Source organism: Pedobacter sp. SAFR-022 (genome assembly GCF_051965375.1).
In the GTDB taxonomy this organism is placed as follows: Bacteria; Bacteroidota; Bacteroidia; order Sphingobacteriales; family Sphingobacteriaceae; genus Pedobacter.
Genome location: NZ_JBQCME010000004.1, coordinates 271,370 through 295,768, shown reverse-complemented (window position 1 = coordinate 295,768; position 24,399 = coordinate 271,370). Strand labels below are relative to the sequence as shown.

Here is a 24,399-nt window from a genome sequence, read left to right as displayed (position 1 = left end):
TTGAAAATCCCCTTCTGTAATGCAGATGGGGATTTTTTTATGCCTTTTTTTCTAATTTAGCGGTTCATGGAAAATAAAACCATATCTCGTACTTTCCGCCTGCTTTCACAATTGATGGAGCTGCAGCAGGAGAATTCTTTTAAGATCAAAACGATTGCAAATGCTGCAATTAAGATAGATAAGCTCCCCTATCCGATCAGTAGTAAGTCGCTGGAAGAAATAAGCCAGATTGAGGGTTTGGGTAAAAGCACGGCTGCGAAAGTTTGGGAACTGTTACAAACCGGTATGCTCTCGGATATTGAACGCTTATCGGCAGAAATCCCCGAAGGTATTATTGAAATGCTAAGCTTAAAAGGCCTTGGCCCGAAGAAGATTCTGACCATTTGGAAAGAACTAGGCATTGAAAACCTGGGTGAACTTTACTATGCCTGTAATGAAAACCGCTTGATTGAGGCCAAGGGCTTTGGTTTAAAGACACAGGATGAAGTAAAAAGGCTTATTGAATTCAATATGGCGGGAATGGGCAAGTTTCTATACGCTCAGGCTGAGCCACTTGCTACGGAGATAAAAGAAGAACTGGCGCTCTGGCTGAGTAATCTGGAACCAGCCGCGCTTATTGATATTGCAGGCGACTATCGTCGTTACTGCGAGATCATTGAAGATCTAGTGTTTGTAGTGGGTTCAGATGATCCAGGGCTGGCTTGGAAGCAGATCAGCGGATATAGTCCGCTTGTTTTTACTGCGGAAAGCGAAGGCGTTTTTGTCGCCAACAGCCCCTTTGGTTTGAAGATAAAGCTACACATTGTTACCAAGGCAGCATTTGCCCTGGAGCTTTTTACACTGACCGGTGCAGCGAATCATGTTACCCAGGTTTTAGCGCTTGTTGGTGAGGGGCCATTCTCGACTGAAGAAGAGATCTATGAAAAAGCAAGCCTGAGCTATATATTGCCGGAATTGCGTGAAGGTCTGGACGAGCTCACACGTGCACAGCAAGGAAGTTTACCAGCTTTAATCACCTATTCGGATTTGAAAGGCAGCCTGCACAATCACTCGACATGGAGTGATGGTGTACACACGCTTGAGGAAATGGCGCTATACTGCCGGGATGAACTTTCTTTGGAGTACCTCGGCATTTGTGACCATTCCAAGTCGGCTTTCTATGCTAAAGGTTTATACGAATCCCGTGTAGAGGCGCAGCACCGGGAAATTGAAGCGCTTAACGAGAAGCTGGGACCTTTCAAGATTTTTAAAGGGATCGAAAGCGATATCCTGAACGACGGGTCGCTGGACTATAGTGACGAGGTATTGCGCTCGTTTGATTTTGTGGTTGCCTCGGTTCACAGCAACCTTCGCATGGATGAGCAGAAAGCAACAGCCAGATTGATCAAAGCAATTGAAAATCCATATACCACGATCCTGGGCCACCCTACTGGCAGATTGCTACTCAGTAGAAAAGGCTACGATATTGACTACGCAAAGGTGATTGATGCCTGTGCTGCAAACAAGGTCGTGATTGAGATTAATGCAAATCCACTGCGCCTGGACCTGGATTGGAGATGGCATCGCTATGCGCTGGAAAAAGGCGTGCTGTTGTCGATAAATCCTGATGCACACAGAATGGAAAAGTTCAGGGATATGCATTATGGCGTTTATGTTGGTAGAAAAGGTGGACTTGAGGCAAAAAGCTGTCTCAATGCACTCAGCCTTGAAGAGATTACCAGATATTTCGACAAGCGCAAGGCCATGATCTAAATTTTTATGCACCTATTATCCCTTTGAAATAGATAGCCTGGTGCAGTTGAGGAAGGCGAAGACTGATATTCTTCAGGATTTTTAATGAAATGGTAGCCCTAGATTGTTAGCATTTTTTGCCTCTGCTTAGTTACGGGATGCACCCTGAGTAGCGTTTGCACGACCTTAGCATGCTTTTCAGCTTTCTAATCTCTATATTTGAAAATTAACAAAATTGCATGCTTGCAGAGAAACTACACGAGGCACATTTAAACAGACCTAAACCGAACATCCTGGTTATCGGTGACTTGATGCTCGATGATTATATATTTGGAAGTGCTACGCGCCTTTCTCCTGAGGCCCCGGTTCCTGTCGTCAATGTGCAACGGGAGCGGAAAATAGTCGGTGGAGCAGCGAATGTTGCTTCGAATCTGGTTGACCTTGGCGCTAAGGTAACCTTGGCTGGTGTGCTGGGTGATGATATTTTTGCTTCAGAGATTATTACGATTCTTCAGGAAAAGCATATCAATACCAAGCTGATCTTAAAGGACGATTCCAGGAGCACCACAGTTAAAACCCGCGTTATTGCTGGTACGCACCAGATTGTACGGATTGACAAGGAAGATACCCATGATATTTCTGATGCGTTGAGTGAAACGTTTCTATCAGGCTTAGATCAAGCGATCCAGGATGCTGACATCGTAATCTTATCTGATTACAACAAGGGACTATTGACGCATAACTTGTCGCCCGCGATTATTGCACGTTGCCACGATTTTGGTAAAAAGATTATAGTGGATCCCAAAGGGCTTGATTATAGCAAATATCAAGGGGCATACCTGATAAAACCCAATCGCAAAGAACTGGCCGAAGCCGCAAAGACCGCCAGCGTAAATACTCAGATTGACTTGGAGAAAGCTGCCGAAGTGATTTTTGAATGCACATCGTCTGCGTACCTTATTGTAACGCTTTCTGAAGGTGGCATCGCAATCATCACACCGGATGGGTCGAAGATTTTACCCGTAGTAGCTACAGAGGTTTATGATGTTACTGGTGCAGGTGATACCGTAATGGCCACACTTGCCTACTGCTTGTCATTAGGATTCGACATTGAAGATGCCTGTAGATATGCTAACTTTGCTGCCTCCATTGTGATCAGGCAGATTGGTAGTGCCACCACATCTATTGAAGAAATTATAAATGCAATAAAAAACACCAAATAATGATCGCGGAAGAACTGCAAAGCCATCAACAAACCCTTACACGTGTTATAGAACAGCTGATACCGGCAATTCAACAGGGCACGGACATGTTAACGGAGGTACTACAAGCGGGATCAAAGGTGCTTATCGCCGGAAACGGTGGCAGTGCAGCTGATGCACAACACATTGCGGCAGAGCTAACCGGCCGGTACGTAAAGGAACGTAAGGCCCTACCTGCTATTGCACTTACCGTGGACACTTCGGCTTTAACGGCGATTTCAAACGATTACGGTTATGATCATGTTTTTTCGAGACAAATAGCAGCACTAGCTCGCCCTGGAGATCTGTTTATCGCAATTTCTACAAGTGGGAATAGCAAAAACGTCATCCATGCGCTACATACGGCCAAAGAATATGGTTGCCTTACCCTGGGACTCTCTGGTAGAGATGGTGGTGAAATGAACGATGTATGTGATCTGAACATTGTGGTGCCGGATGATACAACAGCAAGAATCCAGGAAATGCACATCCTGATCGGCCACATTTTTTGCAAGGCTATTGATGCAGCGTATTAAAATATAACCCTTTCCAGCTAGCATCATCCCCGCCCTTATTGCTGTTTCGATAAATTGCTACAAGGGTTTGCAACAACGATGAAGCTTACCCGAGGCAAGAACGCGTCTTGAAACCTCAGGCCAGCTTTTTTTTATTAACTTGTATAAAGCATATGAACACAGCGGAAATTTTAAAACACAAGATACTAGAGGGTGAATCTCTGAATGCAAAGCTGGCCGAATGGAAATCTGCAGGCAAAAAGATTGTATTTACAAACGGATGCTTTGATTTGCTTCATGCAGGGCATATTGCCTATCTGTCCGAGGCTGCAAGTCTGGGCGATATCCTGATTGTCGGATTAAATAGCGACAGCTCCGTATCGCAGTTAAAAGGACCAAATCGACCGGTTAATAATGAAAGCAGCCGTTCTGCTATGTTGGCGAGTATGTTTTTCATCGACGCAGTAGTACTTTTCTCAGAAGATACTCCACTTGAATTAATCAAATCAATAAACCCTGATGTGCTAGTGAAAGGCGGCGACTACGAAGTGCATCAGATTGCCGGCGCCAGGGAAGTTCAGGCTAATGGTGCTGAGGTTAAAATCCTTAGCTTCTTACCTGGTTACTCCTCTAGTGCGATTATTGAAAAGATCAAAGCTGGTTAGGACGATTGAGTACTACCGTATCCGGCGCCTTAACAGGAATGACAATGTTTTTATAACTTTGCGTTAAGCAAAACTTCTACGATTGAAACAGCCCAAGAAAATTCTGGTAATCAGGTTCAGCTCCATGGGAGACATCATCTATACTACTCCTGTGGTTCGTTGCCTTAAGTTGCAACTTCCTGGGTCGGAAATTCACTTCTTGACGAAGGAACAGTTTAAGTACATCTACGAAAACAATCCATACCTGGATAAACTGCACTTGCTTAAACCAAAGTTGAAGGATACCATATCCGACATTAAAGCAGAACGATTTGATCTTATTATCGATCTTCATAACAATTTACGCACAACCATCATCAAACTGGCTACGGGCTTACCTGCATCTACTTATAAGAAGGATCGTCTTAGAAAATGGCTTGGCTTGAAATTCAAATGGACCAGCTTTTATCCAAAGGAGCACCTTGTTGATCGGTATCTCAAAGCAGTAAAGTTCCTGGGTATAAAGAACGATGACAAACCTATCGACTATCGTGTGGCTAAGTCATACAACATTGAAGAGCTACTGCCCCAGAGCCATTCAGAAGCTTACGTAGCATTTATAATTGGTGCTACCCATTTCACTAAACGTATGCCGGTGGAAAAGGTGATTGAAATTTGCCGTGATATCCATGATCCAATTGTTCTTCTGGGCGGAAATGATGTGCTGGAGAATGCAAAAATTATACAGAATGCCCTAGGGGACAAGGTTTACTCGACATGTGGTAAGACCAACCTGGATCAATCTGTGTTCATTGTTTCAAAGGCTAAAAAGGTCATTGGCTTTGACACTGGACTTACGCATATCGCTGAAGCATTTAACATGCCTTTAGTTTCCATCTGGGGAAGTACTGCCCCAGAATTGCTTGGTGTTTTTCCATATAAAATAACACATTCGCTCGAAGCCGGCATCGAGCTGCCCTGTCGCCCCTGCTCTAAGTTTGGCCGTGAAGCTTGTCCACTAGGACACTTCAAATGCATGAAAGACATTCCAAATGGGATGATAACAGACTTCATCAATAACTAACGGCGCATTTTGGTACGCTATTGGTGTTAGGATAGAAAGATCCTAAAATATGAGCAAACAACTTATCCTTATACGACACGCAAACGCAAGGAGCGGCACCCTTGGACTAATGGATTTTGATCGGACACTGGACAGCGTTGGGGTAAATGAGGCTCAAGAAATGGCTTTTCGTCTTCGAAATAGAAAGTTGATACCAGATCTGATGGTAAGTAGCCCGGCCATAAGGGCGATTTCAACAGCAAAGATATTTGCTGGTATTTGGGATAAGGAACACCACAGCATAGTGGAGAAATCAACACTCTACGATGCGAGCATTCCGGCACTTTTAAGTGTTGTAAATGGGTTGGATAATGGTGCTGACTCGGCAGCGATCTTCGGCCACAACCCGGAAATATCAGCATTAGCGGGATACCTTGCCGATGAGGGTGTTTATACCATGCCGACCTGCGGGATAGTGGTGATTACCTTTGAGATAGAAGCTTGGAGTTTGGTAAGCAAAAGTCAAGGAAGCATGTTGTTATTTGACTATCCTGGAGCAGCTCCTGCTCTATAGATCGTACAAAAACAACATGTTTAATCAACTTTCAGTCCTTACGCAGTTGATATCATTGACTTACTGATAACCTAGAATTTCAGGTGTTTAACGGTAAGTCCATTATTGATCAGCTGCTTCAAGGAGTCAATTCCGATCTTCAAATGTGTTTCCACATAAGTGTTGGTCACATTGCTATCGCTTTCAGCGGTTTTAACACCTTCCGGAATCATCGGCTGATCCGATACCAGTAGTAAAGCGCCAGTAGGTATCTTATTGGCAAAGGCTGTCGTGAAGATGGTAGCAGTTTCCATGTCTACCGCCATTGCGCGAAGTGTTTTAAGATATTTTTTGAATTCCTTGTCGTGCTCCCAAACCCTGCGGTTTGTGGTATAGCAGGTTCCGGTCCAGTAATCTCTCGAGTGATCCCTGATCGTGGTCGAAATTGCCTTTTGCAGTGCAAACGACGGCAATGCAGGAACTTCAGCTGGAAGATAGTCATTTGATGTACCCTCGCCTCTAATAGCGGCTATTGGCAAAATCAAGTCACCAAGTTGATTCTTCTTTTTCAATCCACCGCACTTTCCAAGGAACAACACGGCTTTTGGCTGAATCGCGGAAAGTAAATCCATCATAGTTGCGGCAAGGGGACTACCCATTCCAAAATTGATGATGGTTATGCCACCAGCAGACACGCTCTGCATAGGCTTGTCAATACCCATAATCGGCGCATTGTCGTTCCACTCAGAAAACATCTGGAGGTATTTGCTGAAATTGGTCAGGAGAATGTACTGCCCAAAATCTTCAAGCGGACGGCCGGTATATCTTGGCAGCCAGTTCTTGACGATCTGATCTTTAGATTTTAAGCCTGACTTAACAGGAGATTCTACCTCCTTGGGTTTTTTCACCTTCGGCGTTCCGGAATTCTTTTTTACGTCTATTTCTTCATTCATATATATAAGCTATTAATGGTTTAAAAAAAGTTTAGTGTAAAAAAAATCCCCTATTCAGGGGATCTTTTTTTAAGCAGCTTTTAGCTTTTTAAAATCCGCCTTTTCAAATTTCTCGACCGCATAATCCAGTGAGATATTCAATTCTTTTATATCCGTGTCTGATGGAATGTCGAACATGGCATCAAGCATGATCGCTTCGCAAATAGAACGTAAACCTCTGGCGCCAAGTTTATACTCCATCGCTTTATCTACGATGAAATCAAGCACCTCGTCGTCGAAAACCAGCTTTACACCTTCGTATTCAAATAACTTCACATACTGACGTAATAAAGAGTTTTTCGGCTCGGTAAGAATATTCCTAAGTGCTGCTTTATCCAGCGGATTTAAGTGCGTTAATACAGGCACACGTCCGATCAGTTCAGGGATTAATCCGAATGATTTTAAATCCTGAGGTGTAATGTATTTATACAGATTCTTAAGATCCAGATCCGCTTCATCTTTTTTCACCTTGTAACCAACAGCCTGCGTACGAAGACGGTTGGCAATTTTCCTTTCGATACCGTCGAATGCACCACCGCAGATGAAAAGAATATTGTTGGTATTTACTGGAATCATCTTCTGATCCGGGTGTTTACGCCCACCTTGAGGTGGAACGTTAACCACAGTACCCTCCAGGATCTTCAACAGTGCCTGTTGAACACCTTCACCGGAAACATCACGAGTGATCGATGGATTATCGCTCTTGCGGGCGACTTTGTCAACCTCATCAATATAAACGATACCGCGTTCAGCAGAAGCCACGTCGTAGTCAGCTGCTTGTAGCAAACGGGTAAGAATACTTTCAACGTCTTCCCCAACATATCCTGCTTCAGTTAAAACTGTTGCATCACAGATACAGAATGGAACATGGAGAATTTTTGCTATAGTTTTTGCCAGAAGCGTCTTGCCAGTTCCAGTTTCTCCAACAAGCATGATGTTCGATTTTTCAATTTCTACCTCATCATCCTTGTTCACCTTTTGGCTTAAACGCTTGTAGTGATTATAAACCGCCACCGACAAAACCTTTTTCGCATCATCCTGACCAATAACATACTGGTCAATATGTTGCTTTATTTCAAGCGGTTTAAGCAACTTCAATGAAGCATCGACGTTCCTGCTTTTCTGGTTTCCAAATTCCTGTAATACCAACTGATTTGCCTGCACCACGCATTTATCGCAGATATACGCATCAAGCCCCTCAATCAGCATTAAGGTATCCTGTTTACTGGAACCACAAAATGAGCAACGAGATTCTTTTGTTTGTTTAGCCATTTTATTATTTGTTGTGTCCTATCAATACCTCATCAATCATTCCAAAATCTTTCGCTTCTTCAGCTTTCATCCAGTAATCACGATCTGAGGCTTTCTCAACCCATTCGTAAGTTTGGCCTGAATGGTTTGAAATGATATCATATAGTTCTTTTTTCAATTTAAGCATCTCTCTCAAATTGATCTCCATATCTGATGCTACACCTTGTGCACCACCTGATGGCTGGTGAATCATCACACGCGAGTGTGGTAATGCAGCACGTTTTCCTTTAGCACCTGCAACAAGCAATACCGCCCCCATTGAAGCTGCCATACCTGTACAAATTGTTGCTACATCCGGGCTGATGTACTGCATCGTATCATAGATCCCCAACCCAGCGTAAACTGATCCGCCTGGTGAGTTAATGTAAATCTGAATATCTCTGTTGTTGTCTGTGGATTGCAGGAACAGCAACTGCGCCTGAATAATGTTTGCATTACCATCGTGAATAGCATCGCCTAAGAAGATAATACGATCCATCATCAACCGAGAGAAAACATCCATTTGAGCTACATTCAACTGACGCTCTTCGATAATATAAGGTGTCATGCTTTTCGGATTGTTATTGGTTCTGCCAATGAAACGATCCACATTCAACCCGTTAATACGATGATGCTTTACAGCATATTTTCTAAATTCATCTTTGTCTATATTCATGTGTAAGTTTTTCTATGTGTCCTTATCCAATAGTACTAATACTAAATTGGAAATTAATTGTTGCAATGTAAAATTTGATTTCTGGTATATAAGTAAGGCGGCCTTGAATAAGGCCGCCTTAAATAAATATTATTACTAGAGATTTTGTTTTTAAACAACTAGTTCATCTCTATAAATTTATTATAAGCAATTTCTTCTTCATTGATCGTTGCTACAGATTTGATGTGGTTAAACACCTTAAGTGCTTTTACCTCTTCAAAAATCCTGTTTGCATTATCTCTCTCCTGAAGGAAGGTTGTTGTATACTGCGTAAGTTGATCGTCCGGCATAGGCGCTGGGCTATACATTCTAAACTGTGCATCCAAGCGCTCTTTAGCAGTTGCAAACACCTCATCGTATTTGATTTCGATGTTGTTGTCTTTAATGATCTTGTTCTCGATCAGAGTCCATTTAAGATTTTTAGCAAAATCATCATAACCTTCAGCTAACTCCTCGTCAGTCAATTTCTCGTTTGTAGCTTTCAACCACTTACGTAGAAATTCGTCTGGAAGTTCCATTTTGATTTCTTCAGTAAGCTTAGTATACATGTCATTCTGAAGTTTACGATCAGCGTCCTGTTTAAACATGCCTTCAATTTCTTCAGTAATCTTGGCAGTAAAACCAGCTTCGTCGGTCACAACTCCTTCTCCAAATATTTTATCAAAGAACTCCTGGTTCAAATCAGCTTCTTCCAGACGGTTAACATTCTTAACAGTTACCTGGAAGGTAGATTTTAATTCTTTTGCAGCTTCTTCAGTAATATCTAACAACTTAGAGATAACGTTCTCATTATTGCCAAAAGCTTGTTGAAGATCCAATTGAACGACATCATCTTTCTTTAGACCGATCATTGATTTTTTCACATTTTCGTTAGTAACCTGATCTAAACGGATCGAACCAGTATGGTTAATGCCACCTTCAAAAACTGAACCATCGGCCGAAAGCTCTGCTAATTCAGCATATAGCACATCTTCGTCTGCCGAAACTTCCGGGTTTGTCATTTTGCCATAACTTTTACGGATGTTCTTGATCCTTGAAGCAAGAGTTTCCTCGTCAGCTTTTACCTGGTAAGCTTTAAACTCGTCAGCAGCGCTGATGTTTACTTCTACCGCTGGTGCCAAGCCAATTTCGTATTCGAATTCAAATGCGTCAGTAAAGTCCCATTTAAACTCTTTAGAATCATCGATTTTAGGCAGAGGCTGACCTAAAATTTCTACTTTATTTTCAGAAAGGTAATTATTCAATGTGTCGGAAAGCATTTTGTTGATTTCTTCAACCAGGATGCTTCTTCCGTACATTTTTTTGATGTGTGCTACTGGAACCATTCCCTTACGAAAACCAGGAAGGGTAGCTTTTTTAGCTTGATCTTTTATTGTTTTTTCAACCTTCTCTGTATAATCCTCAGGGGCAATGCTAATCTTGATAACAGCATTTAGGTCGTTGATTTTTTCCTGTGTAATGTTCATTTTTTCAGAATCAGAATTTACAATCTTTTTAATAAAAAAAATCCCCCGAAATACATCGGGGGAATCATTAGTGCGGATGAAGGGACTCGAACCCCCACGCCGTGAAGCGCCAGATCCTAAGTCTGGTGCGGCTACCAATTACGCCACATCCGCATCATTTAGGAATTGTTTTGTTCTGCAAATATAGAGATTACTTTTACTTATGGAAAGCCTGCACAACATATTTTTACAAAATTCGAATAACTACTTTGTTTTCAGCTCAATAAATTTCAATCTTTTTTTGCCAATAAATCGTGTGCACCCGTCGACAGCTGCTTCTGAAGCTCAAAAAGGTATCCTATGGCCTTTACCAACCTGCTACCATACCACGAAAACATCTCCCCATCAACAATGAGCACCCTACTATCAGGAAGTAATTGCTTGAATTCTTCTATATTTTTCTGCTTAAATGGATAAGGCTCGCTCGATAGCAACACCAGATCTGGCTTCAAGCCCGAAAATTCCTCAACTTCTAACTTTGGATATCTGGTGCCTGACAAGACATTCTCTAATCCGATCCGTCTAAGCACATCATCGATAAAGGTATTGCGCCCTGCCGCCATAAATGGTTTTTTCCATATCATATATAGTACCTTTTGGGAAATTCCCCGCTCGAGCGCTAGCTTTTGTAAATCTCCGAAGCCGGCATTTATCAGATGGATCAGGTAAGCCGCCTCCGGTGAACGGTCAGTAAGTTCCCCAATATGGTGGATCATGTTCGTCGCGTCATCCAGCGTGTAGATGTCGCTCATCCAAACCGGAAACTCCTTTTGCAGTGCCTCAATGTCCGCTCGTTCATTCTCCTCTTTATTCCCGATGATCAGATCCGGTTTTAACGAGCGTATTTTCTGCAGATCCAACTTCTTTGTGCCACCGATCTTGGTTTTCGATTGCACCTTTTCTTCTGGATGGACGCAAAACTTTGTCACCCCTACGACCTCGTTGTTCAGGCCAAGATCGAATAGCAACTCCGTTTGAGACGGAACGAGTGAAATGATCTTTTTAGGAGGAAAGTCTAACGTAATGCTGTCACCAAGCTGATCAGTAAAAGTTTTCTTCATAATAACAAAGGTAAATGATCCCTGCTGTAAAGCAGATCACATTTACCTTTATAATAAGCAAACAATCTAGTTTAAATCGAGGTACCTGAAGGCACCACAGCACCTTTCTTAACAACCACAATGCCGTCTTTCACCGCGTAGAAACCGAAATCTCCATCTGGGAGATGCTCACCACCTTTAATCTGAACATTATTTCCGATCCGGCAGTTCTTATCAATGATGGCGTTAGAGATCTCACAGTCATCTCCGATACCGATCAAGGGATGTCCCGCGTCGTTTTCTTCTTGTATCTGCTGCAGCGTTTGGTACCGGTCACTACCCATAATATAGGCATTTTCAATTTTTGTACCTCTACCAATTCTCGATCTGATTCCGATAACCGCATGGCTGATAAATTCCGCCTGCAGAATACAACCCTCAGCAATTACTGCTTTATTTAATGTTGTTCCCAGGATCTTAGATGGCGGCAACATCCTTGGTCTCGTGAAAATACTTTGATGACTATCAAACAAGTTAAACTTCGGGATATCATCTGTTAAGCCTAGGTTGGCTTCAAAGAAAGATGATATATTACCAATGTCTGTCCAGTAACCTTCATACTGATAGCTCAGCACCCGGAATTGGTTCAAAACCATCGGGATGATCTCTTTACCGAAATCCTTCTCATTTGGATTTTCATCAAAGATCCGGATCAACAGATCCCTGTTGAAGATATAGATACCCATAGAAGCCAGATAATTCCTTCCCTCTGCCTGCATTTCAGGACCAGTGTCAGAGCTCCATTCTTTGATAAGTTCAGAATTTGGCTTTTCGGTAAACGAAGTGATGATGTTTTCTTCGTTTGCTTTTAAGATCCCGAAATCCGTTCCATCTTTTGCTGTAACCGGAATGGTCGCTAAGGTCACCTCAGCCTTACTCTCAATATGGGCATTTACCATTTCGTTGAAATCCATTTGGTAGAGTTGATCTCCTGATAATATCAGCACATATTCAAACTCGTGGTTCAGCAAATGGTGCATCGTCTGGCGAACCGCATCTGCCGTTCCTTGAAACCATGTTGGATTTTCTGGGGTTTGTTCTGCAGCCAGGATATCGACAAAAGCATCACTAAAATGACTGAAGTGATAGGTGTTCTTGATGTGTTTGTTTAATGAGGCCGAATTAAACTGTGTAAGCACAAACATCCTATGGATGCCCGAATTTAGACAATTCGAAATTGGAATATCAACTAAACGGTATTTTCCCGCAATAGGTACTGCCGGTTTTGATCTGGTCTGAGTGAGCGGTGACAACCTGGAGCCCTGGCCCCCGCCAAGAATTACTCCCAATACTTTTTCGGTCATATACTTAAGTTTATATTTGGTAAAAATTAATGTAGTCCTGAGCTGATCTGTCCCAGGAATGGTCAAGTTTCATAATAAATTTTCTAATGTCTTTCAGCGCCTTTGTATTATGATATAAATGATACGCCCGTCCCACGGCATGTTCAACGTCACCAACAGTGGCCTGATCGTGGCAAAGTCCAAAGCCTCCATCCCCAATATCGGTAACGGTATCCTTCAATCCTCCAACCCTACGCACAATTGGAATTGTTCCGTACCGAAGCGCGTACATCTGATTTAAGCCACAAGGTTCAACCCTTGACGGCATCAACAGAAAATCTGCGCCGGCATATATTTGGTGAGACAACTGTTCATGGTACCCGATGTAGGTATTATATACACCTTTATACTTCTCCTTCAACTGCTCTAGCTGCTGCTCCACATGCCTTTCTCCCGAACCTAAAATCAGGATGTTCATGGCCCCGTCGCTTTGTGTAAGTACATTATCAAAGATCGCCGGCAGCAAGTCAGCCCCCTTCTCACCCACCAATCGCCCGATAAAAGTAAATAGTGGTTTAGCAGGATCCAGATTGAAAACATCGCATAATGCCTGTTTGTTTGCCTTTTTTCCGGCTTCAACCGTACGCAGGTTAAAATTCTTAGGGAGCATCGGATCGATTGCAGGATCCCAGACATCATTGTCAATACCGTTTAAGATCCCCTGCGACTTTGCCCTTTCACGTTGTAATAAAGTTTCAAGCCCATTCGCGTTATAGCTTATTTCCTCCATGTAGCTCGGCGACACGGTGGATATCTTCCATGCACATTTTATTGCTGAAGCCAAAGGATTGATCGCTCCATCCCACTCCAGCTTACCCGAGTTCCGCAAGTCAAAAACAGGGATCAAGTGCAGCTTGTCCCAACCAAACTGCCCCTGGTACTGCGCGTTGTGTATAGTAAGCGCTGTAGGCACGTTATTCAGGCGCCAGAATCTGGCACAATTTGAAGCCATAAAAGGGATAAGACCAGTGTGGTAATCGTGGCAATGCATTACGTCTGGTTTGTGTTGCCACTGATGTATCCAGTCCAATGCAGCAATCTGAAATGCCAGGAAGCGCTCGGTGTCGTCTTCGTAGCCGTAAACCTTAGGCCGGTTCAGTAGCCCCGGAATATGAACGAGGTAAAGATCGAAGCCTAGTTTATTTGTCTTCTCGCGGAGAATCCTTACCTGAAAGTTCCTGGTGCCTACTTCTACCCAGCCATCGTAAACACCTTCAAACTCATTTTCATGAAGGAATTTGTTCTCGTAAGCAGGCATGACAACTTTAGCAATATGGCCGATCTTATTTTGATACTTCGGTAATGCACCTACTACATCGCCTAATCCACCGACCTTCGCAATAGGGTAACATTCAGCACTGAAGTGTATGATTTCCATCTTTTAAATTTTGTTGAAAGAATTGCTAAAATATAACAACTGAAAGGTAATGGAGTTTGCCCAATAATCCCAATTATGTTCCCCAGGGCGAATGATAAAATCGTGTGCAACATTCTGGTACATCAACTTATCATGGAGCGCAACATTCACCCGGTAGAAAAAATCATCTCTACCACAGTCGATGACCAAAGCAAGGCTCCCAGGCTTAATGAGATGTGTCATCTCAATAACCGAGTTTGCCGACCATCTGTCTGGAAATTGATCATAGGATCCTAAACGTTCTTTGATCGACCAGCTGTCGGGAAACGGCCTTAAATCTACACCACCACTCATACTGCCTGCTGCAGCAAAAAGATCCTGATGTTTAATAGCGAGGTATAAAGCACCGTGCCCACCCATACTTAATCCTGTGATTGCCCTTCCCTTTCTATCTTTGATGGTCTTATACCGCTTGTCGATCTCTGGTACAAGCTCTTTCGTGATATAGCTTTCGTATTGCCATTTTTGATCAACAGGACTGTCAAAATACCAGCTCGAATAATTGCCATCAGGACAAACAATGATCAGGTTCAAGCGGTCTGCCTGATTTTTTATAGCTGGAACTGTATTCACCCACTTAGAATAACGGTCACTATAACCGTGAAGCAGGTAAACCACGGGATACTGCCCGCCTTTACTATATTGCTCGGGCAGAATCACAACCGCATTGATGTTCTTTTTCATCAATCCACTATAAGTAGAAAGCGTATCTACCCTGGCAGCAAATACAGGCAAGGTAAAGACCAGCAGCAACAATAAGGCGAATAGTTTTTTTGACGAAATGTCAGAATTCATTGTAACACAATTTAAAGTCTGAATATAGATAAATTTATTCTCAGGTATAAACATGCATCAAAATATCCAAATTGATGAAATTGTTTTCTTAAAACACAAATTTCAGTCGGATTTCAGTTAAAGCCTTGATAATGTTCCTGTTTAAATTGAGATTGATACAAACCGACCTAAACCAAATCAAATGAAAAAGCCGAGTAGTACTCTAATTCCTTTCCTTGCATTGTTGTTTCTTCTTGCAATCGCATGTAAGAAAAAAAATAGCCCAGCTAGTCCAGAAGGCCCGGAAACAGTTCCTGCGGTGCCAACAAAGCCCATAAGTCCCGGTGGAGAGATAAAAGCACTCGTACCCTCAAGTATCAGCACCGAAAATTTAAAAATTGATCTCCAATATGCGACTACCGGAAATTATCTCAGGGAAATCCGGCAGTCCAATGGTACACGCGAGATGTTCTTATACAATGACAAAAACCAACTGAAGGAATATAAGCGTTATATAAAAGATGACCTGCTATACCATGTTTACTATGTTCTGAGTCCTGATGGTCTGGTCACAAAAGGTATACAGTATAAGGTTGAGGCCGGTGGCAAATTGATCAGCCCCATAGGTTTTTATGAGGTTAACTACAGCGATGCTAAACAAATTGAAACCGTAGATTGGTACGATTTCAGGAACATGCTGATCAAATCCAAAGCATTCAGTTATAATGATAAAGCACAATTCACAGGGCTGAAGACAAGCGGAAGCCAGGCGTCAAGCCAAACCTACACCTATGATGAGCATGCTGGAATTTTCAAACAAGTACCACAACTTCAAATACTATCTCTGGAGCATGAGGCATTCTATATGCTAAACACAAATGCAAATGTCAAGACAATAAAAACCGAAGATCAACCTGCTGTAGATCTGAACTATGAGTTTCAATACAATACAAACAACTATCCAGCTACTGTTACCCAGAACGATGCCGCCGGTAAAAGTAAGATCTACAAGATTAGTTACCGTTAGCTTTATTTAGATACAGCCTGGTAGACCATTTCAAGTGTAAAGCGTACCACTAACAGCATGGCAGACACGAATAAGCCAAATACAAAAGGGTGGCCGAAAGTTCTGCCTTCTGCTATGAGTTTCTTGACAATAAAGCCACCGGCAAAAAAGTTCAAGAGAATTACGAAGGCAACACCGCTGTAGTTTTTTGCAATTAGTTCATAGATAAACAGAATGATGCAGAAAGACAAAATGCCCCATTTAGCCGACTTCCAAAGTGCTTCCGCGTTGGCCGCACGAGGATTTGCATGAGCAGCCCGCCTTTGAAGCATGCTTTGTGACAATTCAGGATTAGCCACTACCCGCTTATACATTTCGCGGTCTGCCGCAGCTAAAGCATTCGCTTGATAGTGCAATCTTTTGTCGATGATGATGTCCATCAACTCATCGTCCGTAAGCGATTGAATTCGTGCGCTAAAATCATTTTCCATTGTTCTTCCTTATGGTTAGCTCATGATTGCTAACACTCGCCAAATCTACAGCTTTTTTAAAAGAGCGCACATCTTTAAACGACAATTGCGAAAGGGTTCGGGATTCATAAAAAATCTTGAATTCGTTGGGTTCAAAAGGCCAGCTTTCCACTACGAGTGCACCATCCTCAGCCATAAAGAAAGTATAGGAACTCCCATCCGGCCCATTACTGATCTCTATTTTACGTTGTTCTGGCTGAATAAGTCCCTGGCAAATCAATAGTGAAAAAGCATCACAAAATTCCAGCAGCTCATAAGCAGCATCAACTTCCTGACTGGTAGATCCCGACTCCAGCAGCCATGTCTTTTCCATCTTTTTAAGCGCCTGACAAAATTCCTTAGCTGCCGGATCCTGTCCGTGCACAAAGTGAATATGCCTTGCAATTAATAGCGCAATGTACCTGCTCTTGGTGAGCGCCATGGTCAATTGCCTTTCACAAAATTCCCTGCGGAACCCGGTCATCTTGAAATTCACAGGGCCACCATTAGCATTCAATAAGTTACCATCATCAAACTCATTATAAACATCATCATGTTCAGCCGTAGCAATCAGTGTCTCCAGCCATCGAACAGGTTGTAGAGCATGCTTCCAGCGTGCACAGATTTGTGCCGAAACCAGTCCATGTGCGCGCTGTGTAATGATCTGCCAACCGGCATCTGTGTAGTTTACAATCATATTTAAACATAAAAAAATCCCAAATGAGCATTTGGGATTCTGATATTAGAAATCATTGAAATTGTCTAGCTCTGGTTATCGTGACCCTCAAGTTTCACAAGTTTATTGTAAATACCTAAAAGTAAAAATGGAGCAGCCCATTGTCCAACGAAAAGTGCAGTATGTTTCTGGCCTAGGCATTTAAGTGTTAAGGAAACACCCATAGAGCCTAATGCAGCCCATAAGAATAAGTCTGATGGAAGTTTAGCAGTTTGTTCTTCAATTGTTCTTGCAACAGGTCCTTCTTTGTGTTGCGGATTGTCTTGTAATTCCATAGTTTAGTCCTCCGATTAGATGATTAATTAATTTGGTTCTTTTGCTATATATTACAGGGTTTCAGGTATTTTGTTTATGAATTTTCGATTAACAGTATATACAACATGAATAAAAGTGTTAATACGGTTACACACCTATAAGCTATACCTGCTCATCTCGCAGCTGCTGGATTTTAAGTTTCCCCAGTGCAGTTAAAACAGCATAATGCTGAACGTGCTCCCGGTGTATGGTCACATAGCCCAGGCGCTCCAATTCCTCATACTCATGCTCCATTCCACCCAGGATCGACGAACTTTCCTGATGTTCAATGGTCTCCAGCATTTCTAGCATATATTCTCTTTCCATAATCATATATTTAGTTAATTAGATAACAACCAAATTATCAGTAGGTTTGAATTATTTGATTGAGAAAAAAGATTAATCCTCCGGGCGCTCCCGCGGATCTGCCATTTTAACTATTCTGGGCATAAAGGATCCTAAAACCTCAACAAGGCTTTCCTGCGCTTTCATCACCGCGTGAATATCTTTATACACCATTGGGGCTTCATCTAACCCAGAGCCTAGCAGGCTAATACCATGCTGTTTAAGAAGTTCTTGCACAGCGTCGTGCTTAATCTCCTTGAATGCACGATTTCTACTCATTAACCGGCCGGCGCCATGAGATGCGGAATCAATAGAAGCTGGACTGCCCTTGCCGCGAACCAAAAATCCGGGCGTTGCCATTGACCCCGGTATTATACCAAGTACACCTTCCCCTGCGGGTGTTGCACCTTTCCGGTGCACCATCACCGATCTTCCATCAGGCAATCGTTCTTGCCAAGCGAAGTTGTGGTGGTTTTCAATGCGCATGATTGGCTGCGCCTGTAACTTGGTTGAAATCTTATTATGTATCTCATGGTGATTTGCAGATGCATAGTCGCCAGCCAAATTCATAGAAATCCAATATTCCTGCCCCTCGGCGCTATCCAGGTCAAGCCATGCAAGTTCCTTTGCTTCTCTGGGCAGGATCGTTTTTTCCATTGCAAGCTTTGAATAATAGTTAGCAATACTGGCTCCGAAGCCCCGTGAACCGGAATGCGAAAGTAGCGCCAGGTAATTCCCAGCTGGGAGATCATCCAGCATACCATCCTTAATGCTAAATGTGCCCCACTCTACGAAATGATTACCAGTTCCAGATGTACCCAGCTGCGCATAGGCTTTATCCTTTAAGCTTCTAATCAACTTCGTGGCAGACCACTCATGCCGGTCAAAGATACTCGTATCGTAGTAGTTTTTGCTCTTTGCGCCCATCCCAAAAACCGTGTTTTCATTTAAGATCGACTTCAAACGACTACCGTCCTTGTCAAAGGCGCGATCCGAGATATCGTAAATGCTCAGACACATTCTGCATGCAATGTCTACCCCTACCGCAAATGGAATTATGGTATTGCTATCTGTTGCAAGCACCCCTCCGATAGGCAGCCCGTAACCTGAATGTGCGTCCGGCATTAATGCGCCAGCAAGGGAAATCGGAAGACGCATCGCGGCATTCATTTGCCCAATGGCCTTCTCGTCAATGTTTTCTGCGCCATAAATTGGAAAGTCCGGTACTTGCTCTTTAAGATCGTAAGCCTTAGCATCGGTCTGTGGTGCTGCCTCCTGCCTTTTTTTCGCGAGTAATAGTTCTGCAAGGAACCGAAACTTACTACCCTTTTCTTCCGCGAAAACGAGCGGATGATCTACAACTTCTTCAAGCTTAGAGAGTAGTTCTGCCTTCGAGATATCATTCTTCTTCAGTAAGCCATTGCATACCTGCTGAAACTTCGTCTGTAACTTAGCATCATTGATGCCAAGGGCGTTAAAGTCTTCTTTATTGATCCAGGGTCTTTTCATACAAGTTTAGCTAGTGTATTGTGATCGTACTAATGGACGGCCAGCAATTCGATTGGTTGCTAAACTTTCAGCAAAAAGCGTACTAATCTAAATCAAGACCAAGGATTTGGACTATTTAACCCGGAAGGGCTGTTTGCCAGATAGCAAATCCCAAAAAAGGATGAAATCACTAGCCAGGCTAAAGCGTGGATATTTAAAAGTCGCTGGCTTGTTTTTTTCAAAGAAGAAATGTCCCACCCAGGCAAATCCATACCCAACAACGGGCATAGCTAGCAAGAAGTAATAGGTATGAAATAAAATCGCGGTTATAAAGCAGAGAATCACTAGACCAGTGCCGATAAAATGTAAAACCCTGCTGGTTAGATTTCGATGTTCTGAAAGGTAAAATGGGTAAAATTCGGCTAAGGTCTTGTACTTCTTCTCTTCCATAGGTGTATATTAACTTATTGCAAAATTAAGCGATATCGCGAATGTCTTGGTCCGGGAATTATAATATTCCATGTTTTTTGAGAAACGAACCCAGTTCACGCGGGTGAACATCCATCAACAACGTATGAAATCCCGCTTGCTTCGCGCCAACCAAGTGTTGTGGACTATCATCAATAAACAACGTTTCCTCCGGCACGAGATCATTTTCTGTAATCACCTTCTTAAATATTTCCACATTCGGCTTCCTCAAGAACATGTCCTGGGAATAGTATGTTTTTTCAAAAAGACTGCTGTTATCCGGCATCCCGAATTCACGATCCAGATAGCTAATGATGTATTTATAATGAATAACGTTATTATTGCTTAGCAGAAAAGTGCGGTATTTGGCTCTGACTTCCAGGAGTGTGTCATGAATCGTTGGAGGAACACCAACAAGAAGGCTGTTCCATGCCGCATCAATTTCTTTATCGGTTAAATTCTGATTGTTCGCGGCAGCTCTTATCCCCGCTCTGAATTGTGCTTCTGAAATCGCGGCAGTTTCAAAATCATCAAATAAGGTATTATGTGTTTTGTGGGCAAAAAAGTCTTCAATGTTCGCAATACCTAGCTGAGCAAGAGCTTCCTGCGCTTTTTTAAAGTTTATTTCGAAGATAACATTACCGTAGTCAAATATGATATTTTTAATGTTTTGCATAAAAACTGTTTTCAAAATTGAATGTAAATATGTAACATTGCACTCGCAAAATCAACATAGATTTTACGCGGGCCTATAGCTCAGTTGGTTAGAGTAGAAGACTCATAATCTTTTGGTCGCTGGTTCGAGCCCAGCTGGGCCCACAAAAAAAACCGCCTAACGAAATTCGTAGGCGGTTTTTTGATTCATTACCTATTCAGAATCTTTTTGGTTACAAATTCATTGAGTTAATTTTTCTTAAAACTAATCTTTGTACAAAACAAATAGAAACAAAAAAGTCTGAACTTACTTGCATGTTCTTCATTGGAAGTTCAAATGCAGGTAAGTCCAGACTATTTTTTTGAATCGAATATCAACTAGTATCCTGGATTCTGAGCCAGGTTGTTATTTCCGGATATTGCTTCAGTAGGTACAGGGAACCTGTTCAAATGATTTGAACCGGATGCCTGATGATCCCACCAGTTTGCAGAAGTAAACACCTTCCATCGAATGAGGTCGGTTCTTCTTCTACCCTCAGCAAGGAACTCGATGCTCCATTCATCCAGGAACCGGTTTTGATCCAGGTTTGCAGCAGTTGCTGGATTGGGATCAACACCGTTCGGGAAGTTGCGTTTACGAACTGCATTGACCAAATCAGCAGCGCCTGCCCGATCCCCTGCCCGCCACTTGCACTCCGCAAGCATGTAGTAGATCTCAGCAAGGCGGATTACCGGATTATCGGCGCCCCAGCGCAACGTGTTCTCCGCCAATGGTGGAATTGGTACTTTCACTGGCCTTACGCCTGTATTCTCCTCGCCCGAAGACATCTTAGATTCTAACTGAGCGATGGAGGCGTACTTTTTACCAGGACCAACTTCAGAGAACCTGGCAACTTGATCCCTGAATATAAGCGGCTGATCTTTGTATTCCTCCCCACCATTGATCACTGCACCAGCGGGCGTGGTGTGCAAGCCGTTCAAAAACATGCCTTCATAATTGCCATTACCTAAATAGCGAAAGGGCTTTTTACGAAGGTCGGTATTTTCAAATTTTTCAAACGGTGATCCAAGTTTGAAATCAGCGGAATAAAGTGTGCTGTCTGGCTTCCTAGATGGCAGCCATGCAATATTCTTCTTACAAAGAGTCGCTGAGGCTGAGCTAGTTCAACACGCTATTGTTTAATTTTTACAACCCAATTAAAATAAACCAGGGTTGGTCTTCTTGCTTTCCAGATCAAGCAACCAGCGCTTTCTCCAAAGTCCGCCGCCAAATCCAGTTAAACTTCCATCGGTACCAATTACCCGGTGACAAGGAATCAAAATACAAAGCCGGTTCATCCCATTGGCGTTCGCCACGGCTCTAACCGCAGCAGGCTGATGGATGGCCGCAGCTTGCTGTGCATAAGATCTGGTCTGCCCATAAGGAATCTTTCGTAAACAAGCCCAAACCTCCTGCTGAAAGCTCGTACCCGGACTGAAGATTGGAACCGTAAATTCCGTTCGCAATCCTGCAAAGTATTCAGCCAACTGCTGCTTCAATACGGTGAAATGTGGATTGTTTCCGGGAAGGATATGTGCATTCAACATTTTCGCAAGGGTTTTAAACTCGGTTTCCAGCATCTTACGATCTGTAAATTCAAGCAGGCAAATACCTTGTTCCGTTGCACAGGCAAACATGGTCCCAAGAGGGGTTTCCAATCGGCAAAGATCGACGATGGTCTGTGCTTTACTTAGCTTAGGGGAAACGCCGAAGATCGCCTTAAAGGAATCCCCAAAACCGCTTAAAGAATCGAAGCCTACATCAAAGGCAGTGCTTGTTACTCCTTCTCCATTTTTAATGCGTTTAAAAGCCGAATTAATTCGATAAACCCGCTGGTAGGCATGGAAGGTAATACCGTGATGTTTTAAAAACCAGCGCCGCATCATAGCTGGATCAATACCTTGCTGACGCAGATCCCAATCTTTAAATTTCCTGGAAGGATCAGCAGTCAAAGCATCTAAAATCTTTTTGATTGCCAAAGGTGTCTCACCCAACTGCTCTAAAGGCCTGCAGATCTTACATGGTCGATAACCCTTTAGCATGGCCTCCTTTGTTGTTGGGAAGAACTCAACATTCTCCCGTTTAGGCTTCCTGGCGGTGCAGGTCGGACGGCACAATATACCGGTCGTTTTTACACCAACAATAAAGCTGCCCTCATATCGGCTATCCTTTTCTATCAATGCTTTGTAATAAACATCATCTAAAGTCTCGTTCATTGCCATTAATTTAAGATACAAATTCTTTTACGCTAATTCATGGTACAAAAGAACAGGCTCCAGAGTCATTGAACAACCGGAAACTTTACAACTATTTTCTTATTTCGTCTAATCTTTAGTTATCGCTAAATCTTAACCCTTCCAAATAGCTTGACGAAGACCTGACATGAACATTAGGACTGCATCCAAAATTTTTTCTACTTTTGAAAAACATACCAAATAGTATTTTATGTCAAAGGCAGCGGCAACGCGAAACCATATTCTGGAAAATGCATTTAAGTTAATTTACCTAAAAGGTTATCAGGCAACTAGTATCGATGAAATCATCGCAAGCACGGCAGTAACTAAGGGAGCCTTCTTCTATCATTTCAAGAATAAAGAAGAGATGGGCCTGGCAATGATAAAAGAAGTTATGTATCCAGGTCTGGTGCCCTACATGATTGATGTGCTGGGGCGTACAGACGATCTTATAGAAGACATTTACAACATGATCAAAGCATTACTCTTGTACAATCCCTTTTTCAAAGTAGAATATGGTTGTCCGGCAGTTAATCTGATTGATGAAATGGCGCCTTTGAATGAATCGTTCCGAAAAGCATTGATGATCATCATGGTCGAATGGCAGGCGGCAATTGAAAAAAGTCTTAAAACTGCACAGGCAAATGGGCAATTAAACCCGGCATTTGAGCCCAAGCAAATTGCACTTTACATCACAGCAAACTATAGTGGCGTACGAAACATTGGTAAAGTGTTCGGAAGACCTTCCTACGTTGAGTTCCTCAAGCAGTTTAAAATTTACCTGAAAACCCTTAAATAATTTTTTCAGCAAAAACATACCAACTAGTATTTATTCTTATGTATTCCTCTCTCCTACCACTTCATTCTATATTTCGATGGCTCGTACTGCTCATGATGTTGACTAGTATTTATGTTGCCTACAATGGCTGGAAGCTTAAACTGGCCTTTACGCCTTTAGCAAACAGCATCAGACACTGGACTGCAACATTTGCTCACATCCAGTTGATGCTCGGTATGGTGTTATATTTTTACAGCCCAATATTGAAGTATTCTATGCCTGTTAGCAGCAGGGCACTGATGAGTCAACATGCATTTTTCAAGTATCTGCATATCGCTTTCATGCTCCTTGCTATCGTGGTGTTAACCGTAGGATCTGCAAAGGCAAAACGGGCTTCAACCGCTTCCGCTCAGCATAAAACCATTCTGATCTGGTATACAGTGGCGCTGATCCTGATCCTGATCGCCATTCCCTGGCCTTTTTCGCCTTTCGCAAGCAGACCTTTATTCCGCTAATTTGATCAAACACGACAGAATATGTTTTCAATTTTCAAATCCCAACTCGGGCGTTTACGAATTATAAGTTATCTGGAAGGGACCTCCTTGCTGATATTGTTATTCATTGCTGTACCCTTGAAGTACTTTGGCCAGAACCCTGCACTCGTCAAGGCAGTCGGACCTGTTCACGGTGCCTTGTTTCTGTGGTTTATTCTAAACACATTAATGGTTGCCATTGAACAGCATTGGAAATTTAGAGAGACCACCTGGAAGGTGCTTCTAGCGTGTATGATTCCTTTTGGCACCTTCTACATTGACCATCAGGTATTGCGAAAAGTTAAACTTTAGTTTCACACTAAGGATGAATTAGGCAGTAAATAGGTCAAGGGCTTGAAGACGAATCCATACTTCGAGCCTTCATGTAGAAGCGCAGGCTGCTCAAAAAACTGCTTAATTGCAAATGAAGC

The 24,399-nt window shown here is 42.6% G+C and carries 27 protein-coding genes and 2 tRNA genes; 11 read left to right on the top strand and 18 right to left on the bottom strand.

Annotated features, from left to right (window positions below; all coding sequences use genetic code 11):
- Positions 1 to 66 precede the first annotated feature (66 nt).
- The 6 genes from ACTHQF_RS11940 to ACTHQF_RS11915 all read left to right on the top strand — a co-directional run bounded on the left by ACTHQF_RS11940 (position 67) and on the right by ACTHQF_RS11915 (position 5,768).
- On the top strand, positions 67 to 1,752 hold the full coding sequence (locus ACTHQF_RS11940) for a helix-hairpin-helix domain-containing protein (protein WP_440430447.1): 1,686 nt from the start codon (positions 67 to 69) through the stop codon (positions 1,750 to 1,752).
- A gap of 218 nt (positions 1,753 to 1,970) precedes the next feature.
- Entirely contained in the window at positions 1,971 to 2,954 is a 984-nt protein-coding gene (gene rfaE1, locus ACTHQF_RS11935) for a D-glycero-beta-D-manno-heptose-7-phosphate kinase (protein ID WP_440430446.1), read from the top strand.
- Positions 2,954 to 3,508 (top strand): D-sedoheptulose 7-phosphate isomerase, encoded by a 555-nt coding sequence (gmhA, locus tag ACTHQF_RS11930; RefSeq protein WP_440430445.1) that lies wholly within the window; start codon positions 2,954 to 2,956, stop codon positions 3,506 to 3,508. The genes rfaE1 and gmhA overlap by 1 nt, the downstream gene beginning before the upstream one ends.
- A gap of 152 nt (positions 3,509 to 3,660) precedes the next feature.
- Complete coding sequence (gene rfaE2 / locus ACTHQF_RS11925; RefSeq protein ID WP_440430444.1) at positions 3,661 to 4,152, top strand: D-glycero-beta-D-manno-heptose 1-phosphate adenylyltransferase; 492 nt, start codon at positions 3,661 to 3,663, stop codon at positions 4,150 to 4,152.
- 82 nt (positions 4,153 to 4,234) lie between these two features.
- Positions 4,235 to 5,215, top strand: a complete 981-nt coding sequence (locus ACTHQF_RS11920) for a glycosyltransferase family 9 protein (protein ID WP_440430443.1) — start codon at positions 4,235 to 4,237, stop codon at positions 5,213 to 5,215.
- A gap of 49 nt (positions 5,216 to 5,264) precedes the next feature.
- The gene (locus ACTHQF_RS11915; RefSeq protein WP_440430442.1) at positions 5,265 to 5,768 is read left to right on the top strand and encodes a SixA phosphatase family protein; all 504 of its coding nucleotides are present in this window, start codon (positions 5,265 to 5,267) and stop codon (positions 5,766 to 5,768) included.
- 71 nt (positions 5,769 to 5,839) lie between these two features.
- Here ACTHQF_RS11915 and ACTHQF_RS11910 read toward each other — a convergent pair whose 3' ends face one another.
- The 9 genes from ACTHQF_RS11910 to ACTHQF_RS11870 all read right to left on the bottom strand — a co-directional run bounded on the left by ACTHQF_RS11910 (position 5,840) and on the right by ACTHQF_RS11870 (position 14,904).
- Complete coding sequence (locus ACTHQF_RS11910; protein WP_440430441.1) at positions 5,840 to 6,700, bottom strand: AMP nucleosidase; 861 nt, start codon at positions 6,698 to 6,700, stop codon at positions 5,840 to 5,842.
- Between the two features lie 69 nt (positions 6,701 to 6,769).
- Positions 6,770 to 8,011 (bottom strand): ATP-dependent Clp protease ATP-binding subunit ClpX, encoded by a 1,242-nt coding sequence (gene clpX, locus ACTHQF_RS11905; protein ID WP_440430440.1) that lies wholly within the window; start codon positions 8,009 to 8,011, stop codon positions 6,770 to 6,772.
- Positions 8,012 to 8,015: 4 nt separating this feature from the next.
- Positions 8,016 to 8,705: an ATP-dependent Clp endopeptidase proteolytic subunit ClpP gene (gene clpP, locus ACTHQF_RS11900; RefSeq protein ID WP_440430439.1), complete on the bottom strand. Its 690-nt coding sequence runs from the start codon at positions 8,703 to 8,705 to the stop codon at positions 8,016 to 8,018.
- Between the two features lie 158 nt (positions 8,706 to 8,863).
- Positions 8,864 to 10,210: a trigger factor gene (tig, locus tag ACTHQF_RS11895; RefSeq protein WP_440430438.1), complete on the bottom strand. Its 1,347-nt coding sequence runs from the start codon at positions 10,208 to 10,210 to the stop codon at positions 8,864 to 8,866.
- Positions 10,211 to 10,281: 71 nt separating this feature from the next.
- Positions 10,282 to 10,363: transfer RNA gene (locus tag ACTHQF_RS11890), tRNA-Leu, on the bottom strand.
- Between the two features lie 116 nt (positions 10,364 to 10,479).
- Positions 10,480 to 11,310, bottom strand: coding sequence for an ABC transporter substrate-binding protein (locus ACTHQF_RS11885; RefSeq protein ID WP_440430437.1), 831 nt, complete (start codon positions 11,308 to 11,310; stop codon positions 10,480 to 10,482).
- A 71-nt stretch (positions 11,311 to 11,381) separates the two neighbouring features.
- Positions 11,382 to 12,653 carry a glucose-1-phosphate adenylyltransferase gene (locus ACTHQF_RS11880; protein ID WP_440430436.1) on the bottom strand — a complete coding sequence of 424 codons (1,272 nt, stop codon included), beginning with the start codon at positions 12,651 to 12,653 and terminating at the stop codon, positions 11,382 to 11,384.
- A gap of 10 nt (positions 12,654 to 12,663) precedes the next feature.
- Complete coding sequence (locus ACTHQF_RS11875; RefSeq protein ID WP_440430435.1) at positions 12,664 to 14,070, bottom strand: glycogen synthase; 1,407 nt, start codon at positions 14,068 to 14,070, stop codon at positions 12,664 to 12,666.
- Between the two features lie 3 nt (positions 14,071 to 14,073).
- Positions 14,074 to 14,904 carry an alpha/beta hydrolase gene (locus tag ACTHQF_RS11870; protein WP_440430434.1) on the bottom strand — a complete coding sequence of 277 codons (831 nt, stop codon included), beginning with the start codon at positions 14,902 to 14,904 and terminating at the stop codon, positions 14,074 to 14,076.
- Between the two features lie 181 nt (positions 14,905 to 15,085).
- Here ACTHQF_RS11870 and ACTHQF_RS11865 point away from each other — a divergent pair, with 181 nt between their 5' ends.
- On the top strand, positions 15,086 to 15,910 hold the full coding sequence (locus ACTHQF_RS11865) for a hypothetical protein (protein WP_440430433.1): 825 nt from the start codon (positions 15,086 to 15,088) through the stop codon (positions 15,908 to 15,910).
- 2 nt (positions 15,911 to 15,912) lie between these two features.
- On the opposite strand, the gene ACTHQF_RS11860 is transcribed toward ACTHQF_RS11865, so the two are convergent.
- From ACTHQF_RS11860 to ACTHQF_RS11830, 7 genes are all read right to left on the bottom strand, one after another.
- Positions 15,913 to 16,380 (bottom strand): hypothetical protein, encoded by a 468-nt coding sequence (locus tag ACTHQF_RS11860; RefSeq protein WP_440430432.1) that lies wholly within the window; start codon positions 16,378 to 16,380, stop codon positions 15,913 to 15,915.
- On the bottom strand, positions 16,370 to 17,095 hold the full coding sequence (locus ACTHQF_RS11855) for a DUF3891 family protein (protein WP_440430431.1): 726 nt from the start codon (positions 17,093 to 17,095) through the stop codon (positions 16,370 to 16,372). Before ACTHQF_RS11855 ends, ACTHQF_RS11860 begins: the two co-directional genes overlap by 11 nt.
- 65 nt (positions 17,096 to 17,160) lie before the next feature.
- A complete protein-coding gene (locus ACTHQF_RS11850) occupies positions 17,161 to 17,409 on the bottom strand; it encodes a hypothetical protein (RefSeq protein WP_440430430.1) in 249 nt (82 codons plus the stop codon).
- A 142-nt stretch (positions 17,410 to 17,551) separates the two neighbouring features.
- Complete coding sequence (locus ACTHQF_RS11845; protein WP_440430429.1) at positions 17,552 to 17,755, bottom strand: hypothetical protein; 204 nt, start codon at positions 17,753 to 17,755, stop codon at positions 17,552 to 17,554.
- A gap of 72 nt (positions 17,756 to 17,827) precedes the next feature.
- Entirely contained in the window at positions 17,828 to 19,282 is a 1,455-nt protein-coding gene (locus tag ACTHQF_RS11840; protein WP_440430428.1) for an RtcB family protein, read from the bottom strand.
- A 111-nt stretch (positions 19,283 to 19,393) separates the two neighbouring features.
- Positions 19,394 to 19,711, bottom strand: a complete 318-nt coding sequence (locus ACTHQF_RS11835; protein ID WP_440430427.1) for an Mpo1-like protein — start codon at positions 19,709 to 19,711, stop codon at positions 19,394 to 19,396.
- Positions 19,712 to 19,769: 58 nt separating this feature from the next.
- Positions 19,770 to 20,405, bottom strand: coding sequence for an HAD family hydrolase (locus tag ACTHQF_RS11830; RefSeq protein ID WP_440430426.1), 636 nt, complete (start codon positions 20,403 to 20,405; stop codon positions 19,770 to 19,772).
- 69 nt (positions 20,406 to 20,474) lie between these two features.
- On the opposite strand from ACTHQF_RS11830, the gene ACTHQF_RS11825 reads away from it, so the two are divergent.
- Positions 20,475 to 20,548, top strand: a tRNA-Ile gene (locus tag ACTHQF_RS11825).
- Between the two features lie 213 nt (positions 20,549 to 20,761).
- On the opposite strand, the gene ACTHQF_RS11820 is transcribed toward ACTHQF_RS11825, so the two are convergent.
- Together ACTHQF_RS11820 and ACTHQF_RS11815 are read right to left on the bottom strand one after the other, a co-directional pair.
- The gene (locus ACTHQF_RS11820; protein ID WP_440430425.1) at positions 20,762 to 21,370 is read right to left on the bottom strand and encodes a RagB/SusD family nutrient uptake outer membrane protein; all 609 of its coding nucleotides are present in this window, start codon (positions 21,368 to 21,370) and stop codon (positions 20,762 to 20,764) included.
- A gap of 210 nt (positions 21,371 to 21,580) precedes the next feature.
- Positions 21,581 to 22,639 carry a bifunctional transcriptional activator/DNA repair enzyme AdaA gene (locus ACTHQF_RS11815; RefSeq protein WP_440430424.1) on the bottom strand — a complete coding sequence of 353 codons (1,059 nt, stop codon included), beginning with the start codon at positions 22,637 to 22,639 and terminating at the stop codon, positions 21,581 to 21,583.
- A 229-nt stretch (positions 22,640 to 22,868) separates the two neighbouring features.
- On the opposite strand from ACTHQF_RS11815, the gene ACTHQF_RS11810 reads away from it, so the two are divergent.
- From ACTHQF_RS11810 to ACTHQF_RS11800, 3 genes are all read left to right on the top strand, one after another.
- Complete coding sequence (locus ACTHQF_RS11810) at positions 22,869 to 23,456, top strand: TetR family transcriptional regulator (RefSeq protein ID WP_440430423.1); 588 nt, start codon at positions 22,869 to 22,871, stop codon at positions 23,454 to 23,456.
- 92 nt (positions 23,457 to 23,548) lie between these two features.
- Positions 23,549 to 23,950 carry a hypothetical protein gene (locus tag ACTHQF_RS11805; RefSeq protein WP_440430422.1) on the top strand — a complete coding sequence of 134 codons (402 nt, stop codon included), beginning with the start codon at positions 23,549 to 23,551 and terminating at the stop codon, positions 23,948 to 23,950.
- A 21-nt stretch (positions 23,951 to 23,971) separates the two neighbouring features.
- Positions 23,972 to 24,280 carry a DUF3817 domain-containing protein gene (locus tag ACTHQF_RS11800; RefSeq protein WP_440430421.1) on the top strand — a complete coding sequence of 103 codons (309 nt, stop codon included), beginning with the start codon at positions 23,972 to 23,974 and terminating at the stop codon, positions 24,278 to 24,280.
- Positions 24,281 to 24,399 lie beyond the last annotated feature (119 nt).

Excerpts from the sequence above, each read along its gene's own strand:
- ACTHQF_RS11880 (WP_440430436.1), bottom strand. The coding sequence starts at position 12,653 with ATGACCGAAAAAGTATTGGGAGTAATTCTTGGCGGGGGCCAGGGCTCC.
- ACTHQF_RS11875 (WP_440430435.1), bottom strand. The coding sequence starts at position 14,070 with ATGGAAATCATACACTTCAGTGCTGAATGTTACCCTATTGCGAAGGTC.
- clpX (WP_440430440.1), bottom strand. The coding sequence starts at position 8,011 with ATGGCTAAACAAACAAAAGAATCTCGTTGCTCATTTTGTGGTTCCAGT.
- ACTHQF_RS11845 (WP_440430429.1), bottom strand. The coding sequence starts at position 17,755 with ATGGAAAGAGAATATATGCTAGAAATGCTGGAGACCATTGAACATCAG.
- ACTHQF_RS11820 (WP_440430425.1), bottom strand. The coding sequence starts at position 21,370 with ATGTTTTTGAACGGCTTGCACACCACGCCCGCTGGTGCAGTGATCAAT.
- ACTHQF_RS11915 (WP_440430442.1), top strand. The coding sequence starts at position 5,265 with ATGAGCAAACAACTTATCCTTATACGACACGCAAACGCAAGGAGCGGC.
- ACTHQF_RS11835 (WP_440430427.1), bottom strand. The coding sequence starts at position 19,711 with ATGGAAGAGAAGAAGTACAAGACCTTAGCCGAATTTTACCCATTTTAC.
- gmhA (WP_440430445.1), top strand. The coding sequence starts at position 2,954 with ATGATCGCGGAAGAACTGCAAAGCCATCAACAAACCCTTACACGTGTT.
- ACTHQF_RS11840 (WP_440430428.1), bottom strand. The coding sequence starts at position 19,282 with ATGAAAAGACCCTGGATCAATAAAGAAGACTTTAACGCCCTTGGCATC.
- ACTHQF_RS11805 (WP_440430422.1), top strand. The coding sequence starts at position 23,549 with ATGATGTTGACTAGTATTTATGTTGCCTACAATGGCTGGAAGCTTAAA.
- ACTHQF_RS11885 (WP_440430437.1), bottom strand. The coding sequence starts at position 11,310 with ATGAAGAAAACTTTTACTGATCAGCTTGGTGACAGCATTACGTTAGAC.
- ACTHQF_RS11870 (WP_440430434.1), bottom strand. The coding sequence starts at position 14,904 with ATGAATTCTGACATTTCGTCAAAAAAACTATTCGCCTTATTGTTGCTG.
- ACTHQF_RS11800 (WP_440430421.1), top strand. The coding sequence starts at position 23,972 with ATGTTTTCAATTTTCAAATCCCAACTCGGGCGTTTACGAATTATAAGT.
- ACTHQF_RS11910 (WP_440430441.1), bottom strand. The coding sequence starts at position 6,700 with ATGAATGAAGAAATAGACGTAAAAAAGAATTCCGGAACGCCGAAGGTG.
- ACTHQF_RS11860 (WP_440430432.1), bottom strand. The coding sequence starts at position 16,380 with ATGGAAAATGATTTTAGCGCACGAATTCAATCGCTTACGGACGATGAG.
- clpP (WP_440430439.1), bottom strand. The coding sequence starts at position 8,705 with ATGAATATAGACAAAGATGAATTTAGAAAATATGCTGTAAAGCATCAT.
- ACTHQF_RS11940 (WP_440430447.1), top strand. The coding sequence starts at position 67 with ATGGAAAATAAAACCATATCTCGTACTTTCCGCCTGCTTTCACAATTG.
- ACTHQF_RS11865 (WP_440430433.1), top strand. The coding sequence starts at position 15,086 with ATGAAAAAGCCGAGTAGTACTCTAATTCCTTTCCTTGCATTGTTGTTT.
- rfaE1 (WP_440430446.1), top strand. The coding sequence starts at position 1,971 with ATGCTTGCAGAGAAACTACACGAGGCACATTTAAACAGACCTAAACCG.
- ACTHQF_RS11850 (WP_440430430.1), bottom strand. The coding sequence starts at position 17,409 with ATGGAATTACAAGACAATCCGCAACACAAAGAAGGACCTGTTGCAAGA.
- tig (WP_440430438.1), bottom strand. The coding sequence starts at position 10,210 with ATGAACATTACACAGGAAAAAATCAACGACCTAAATGCTGTTATCAAG.
- rfaE2 (WP_440430444.1), top strand. The coding sequence starts at position 3,661 with ATGAACACAGCGGAAATTTTAAAACACAAGATACTAGAGGGTGAATCT.
- ACTHQF_RS11815 (WP_440430424.1), bottom strand. The coding sequence starts at position 22,639 with ATGAACGAGACTTTAGATGATGTTTATTACAAAGCATTGATAGAAAAG.
- ACTHQF_RS11855 (WP_440430431.1), bottom strand. The coding sequence starts at position 17,095 with ATGATTGTAAACTACACAGATGCCGGTTGGCAGATCATTACACAGCGC.
- ACTHQF_RS11830 (WP_440430426.1), bottom strand. The coding sequence starts at position 20,405 with ATGCAAAACATTAAAAATATCATATTTGACTACGGTAATGTTATCTTC.
- ACTHQF_RS11810 (WP_440430423.1), top strand. The coding sequence starts at position 22,869 with ATGTCAAAGGCAGCGGCAACGCGAAACCATATTCTGGAAAATGCATTT.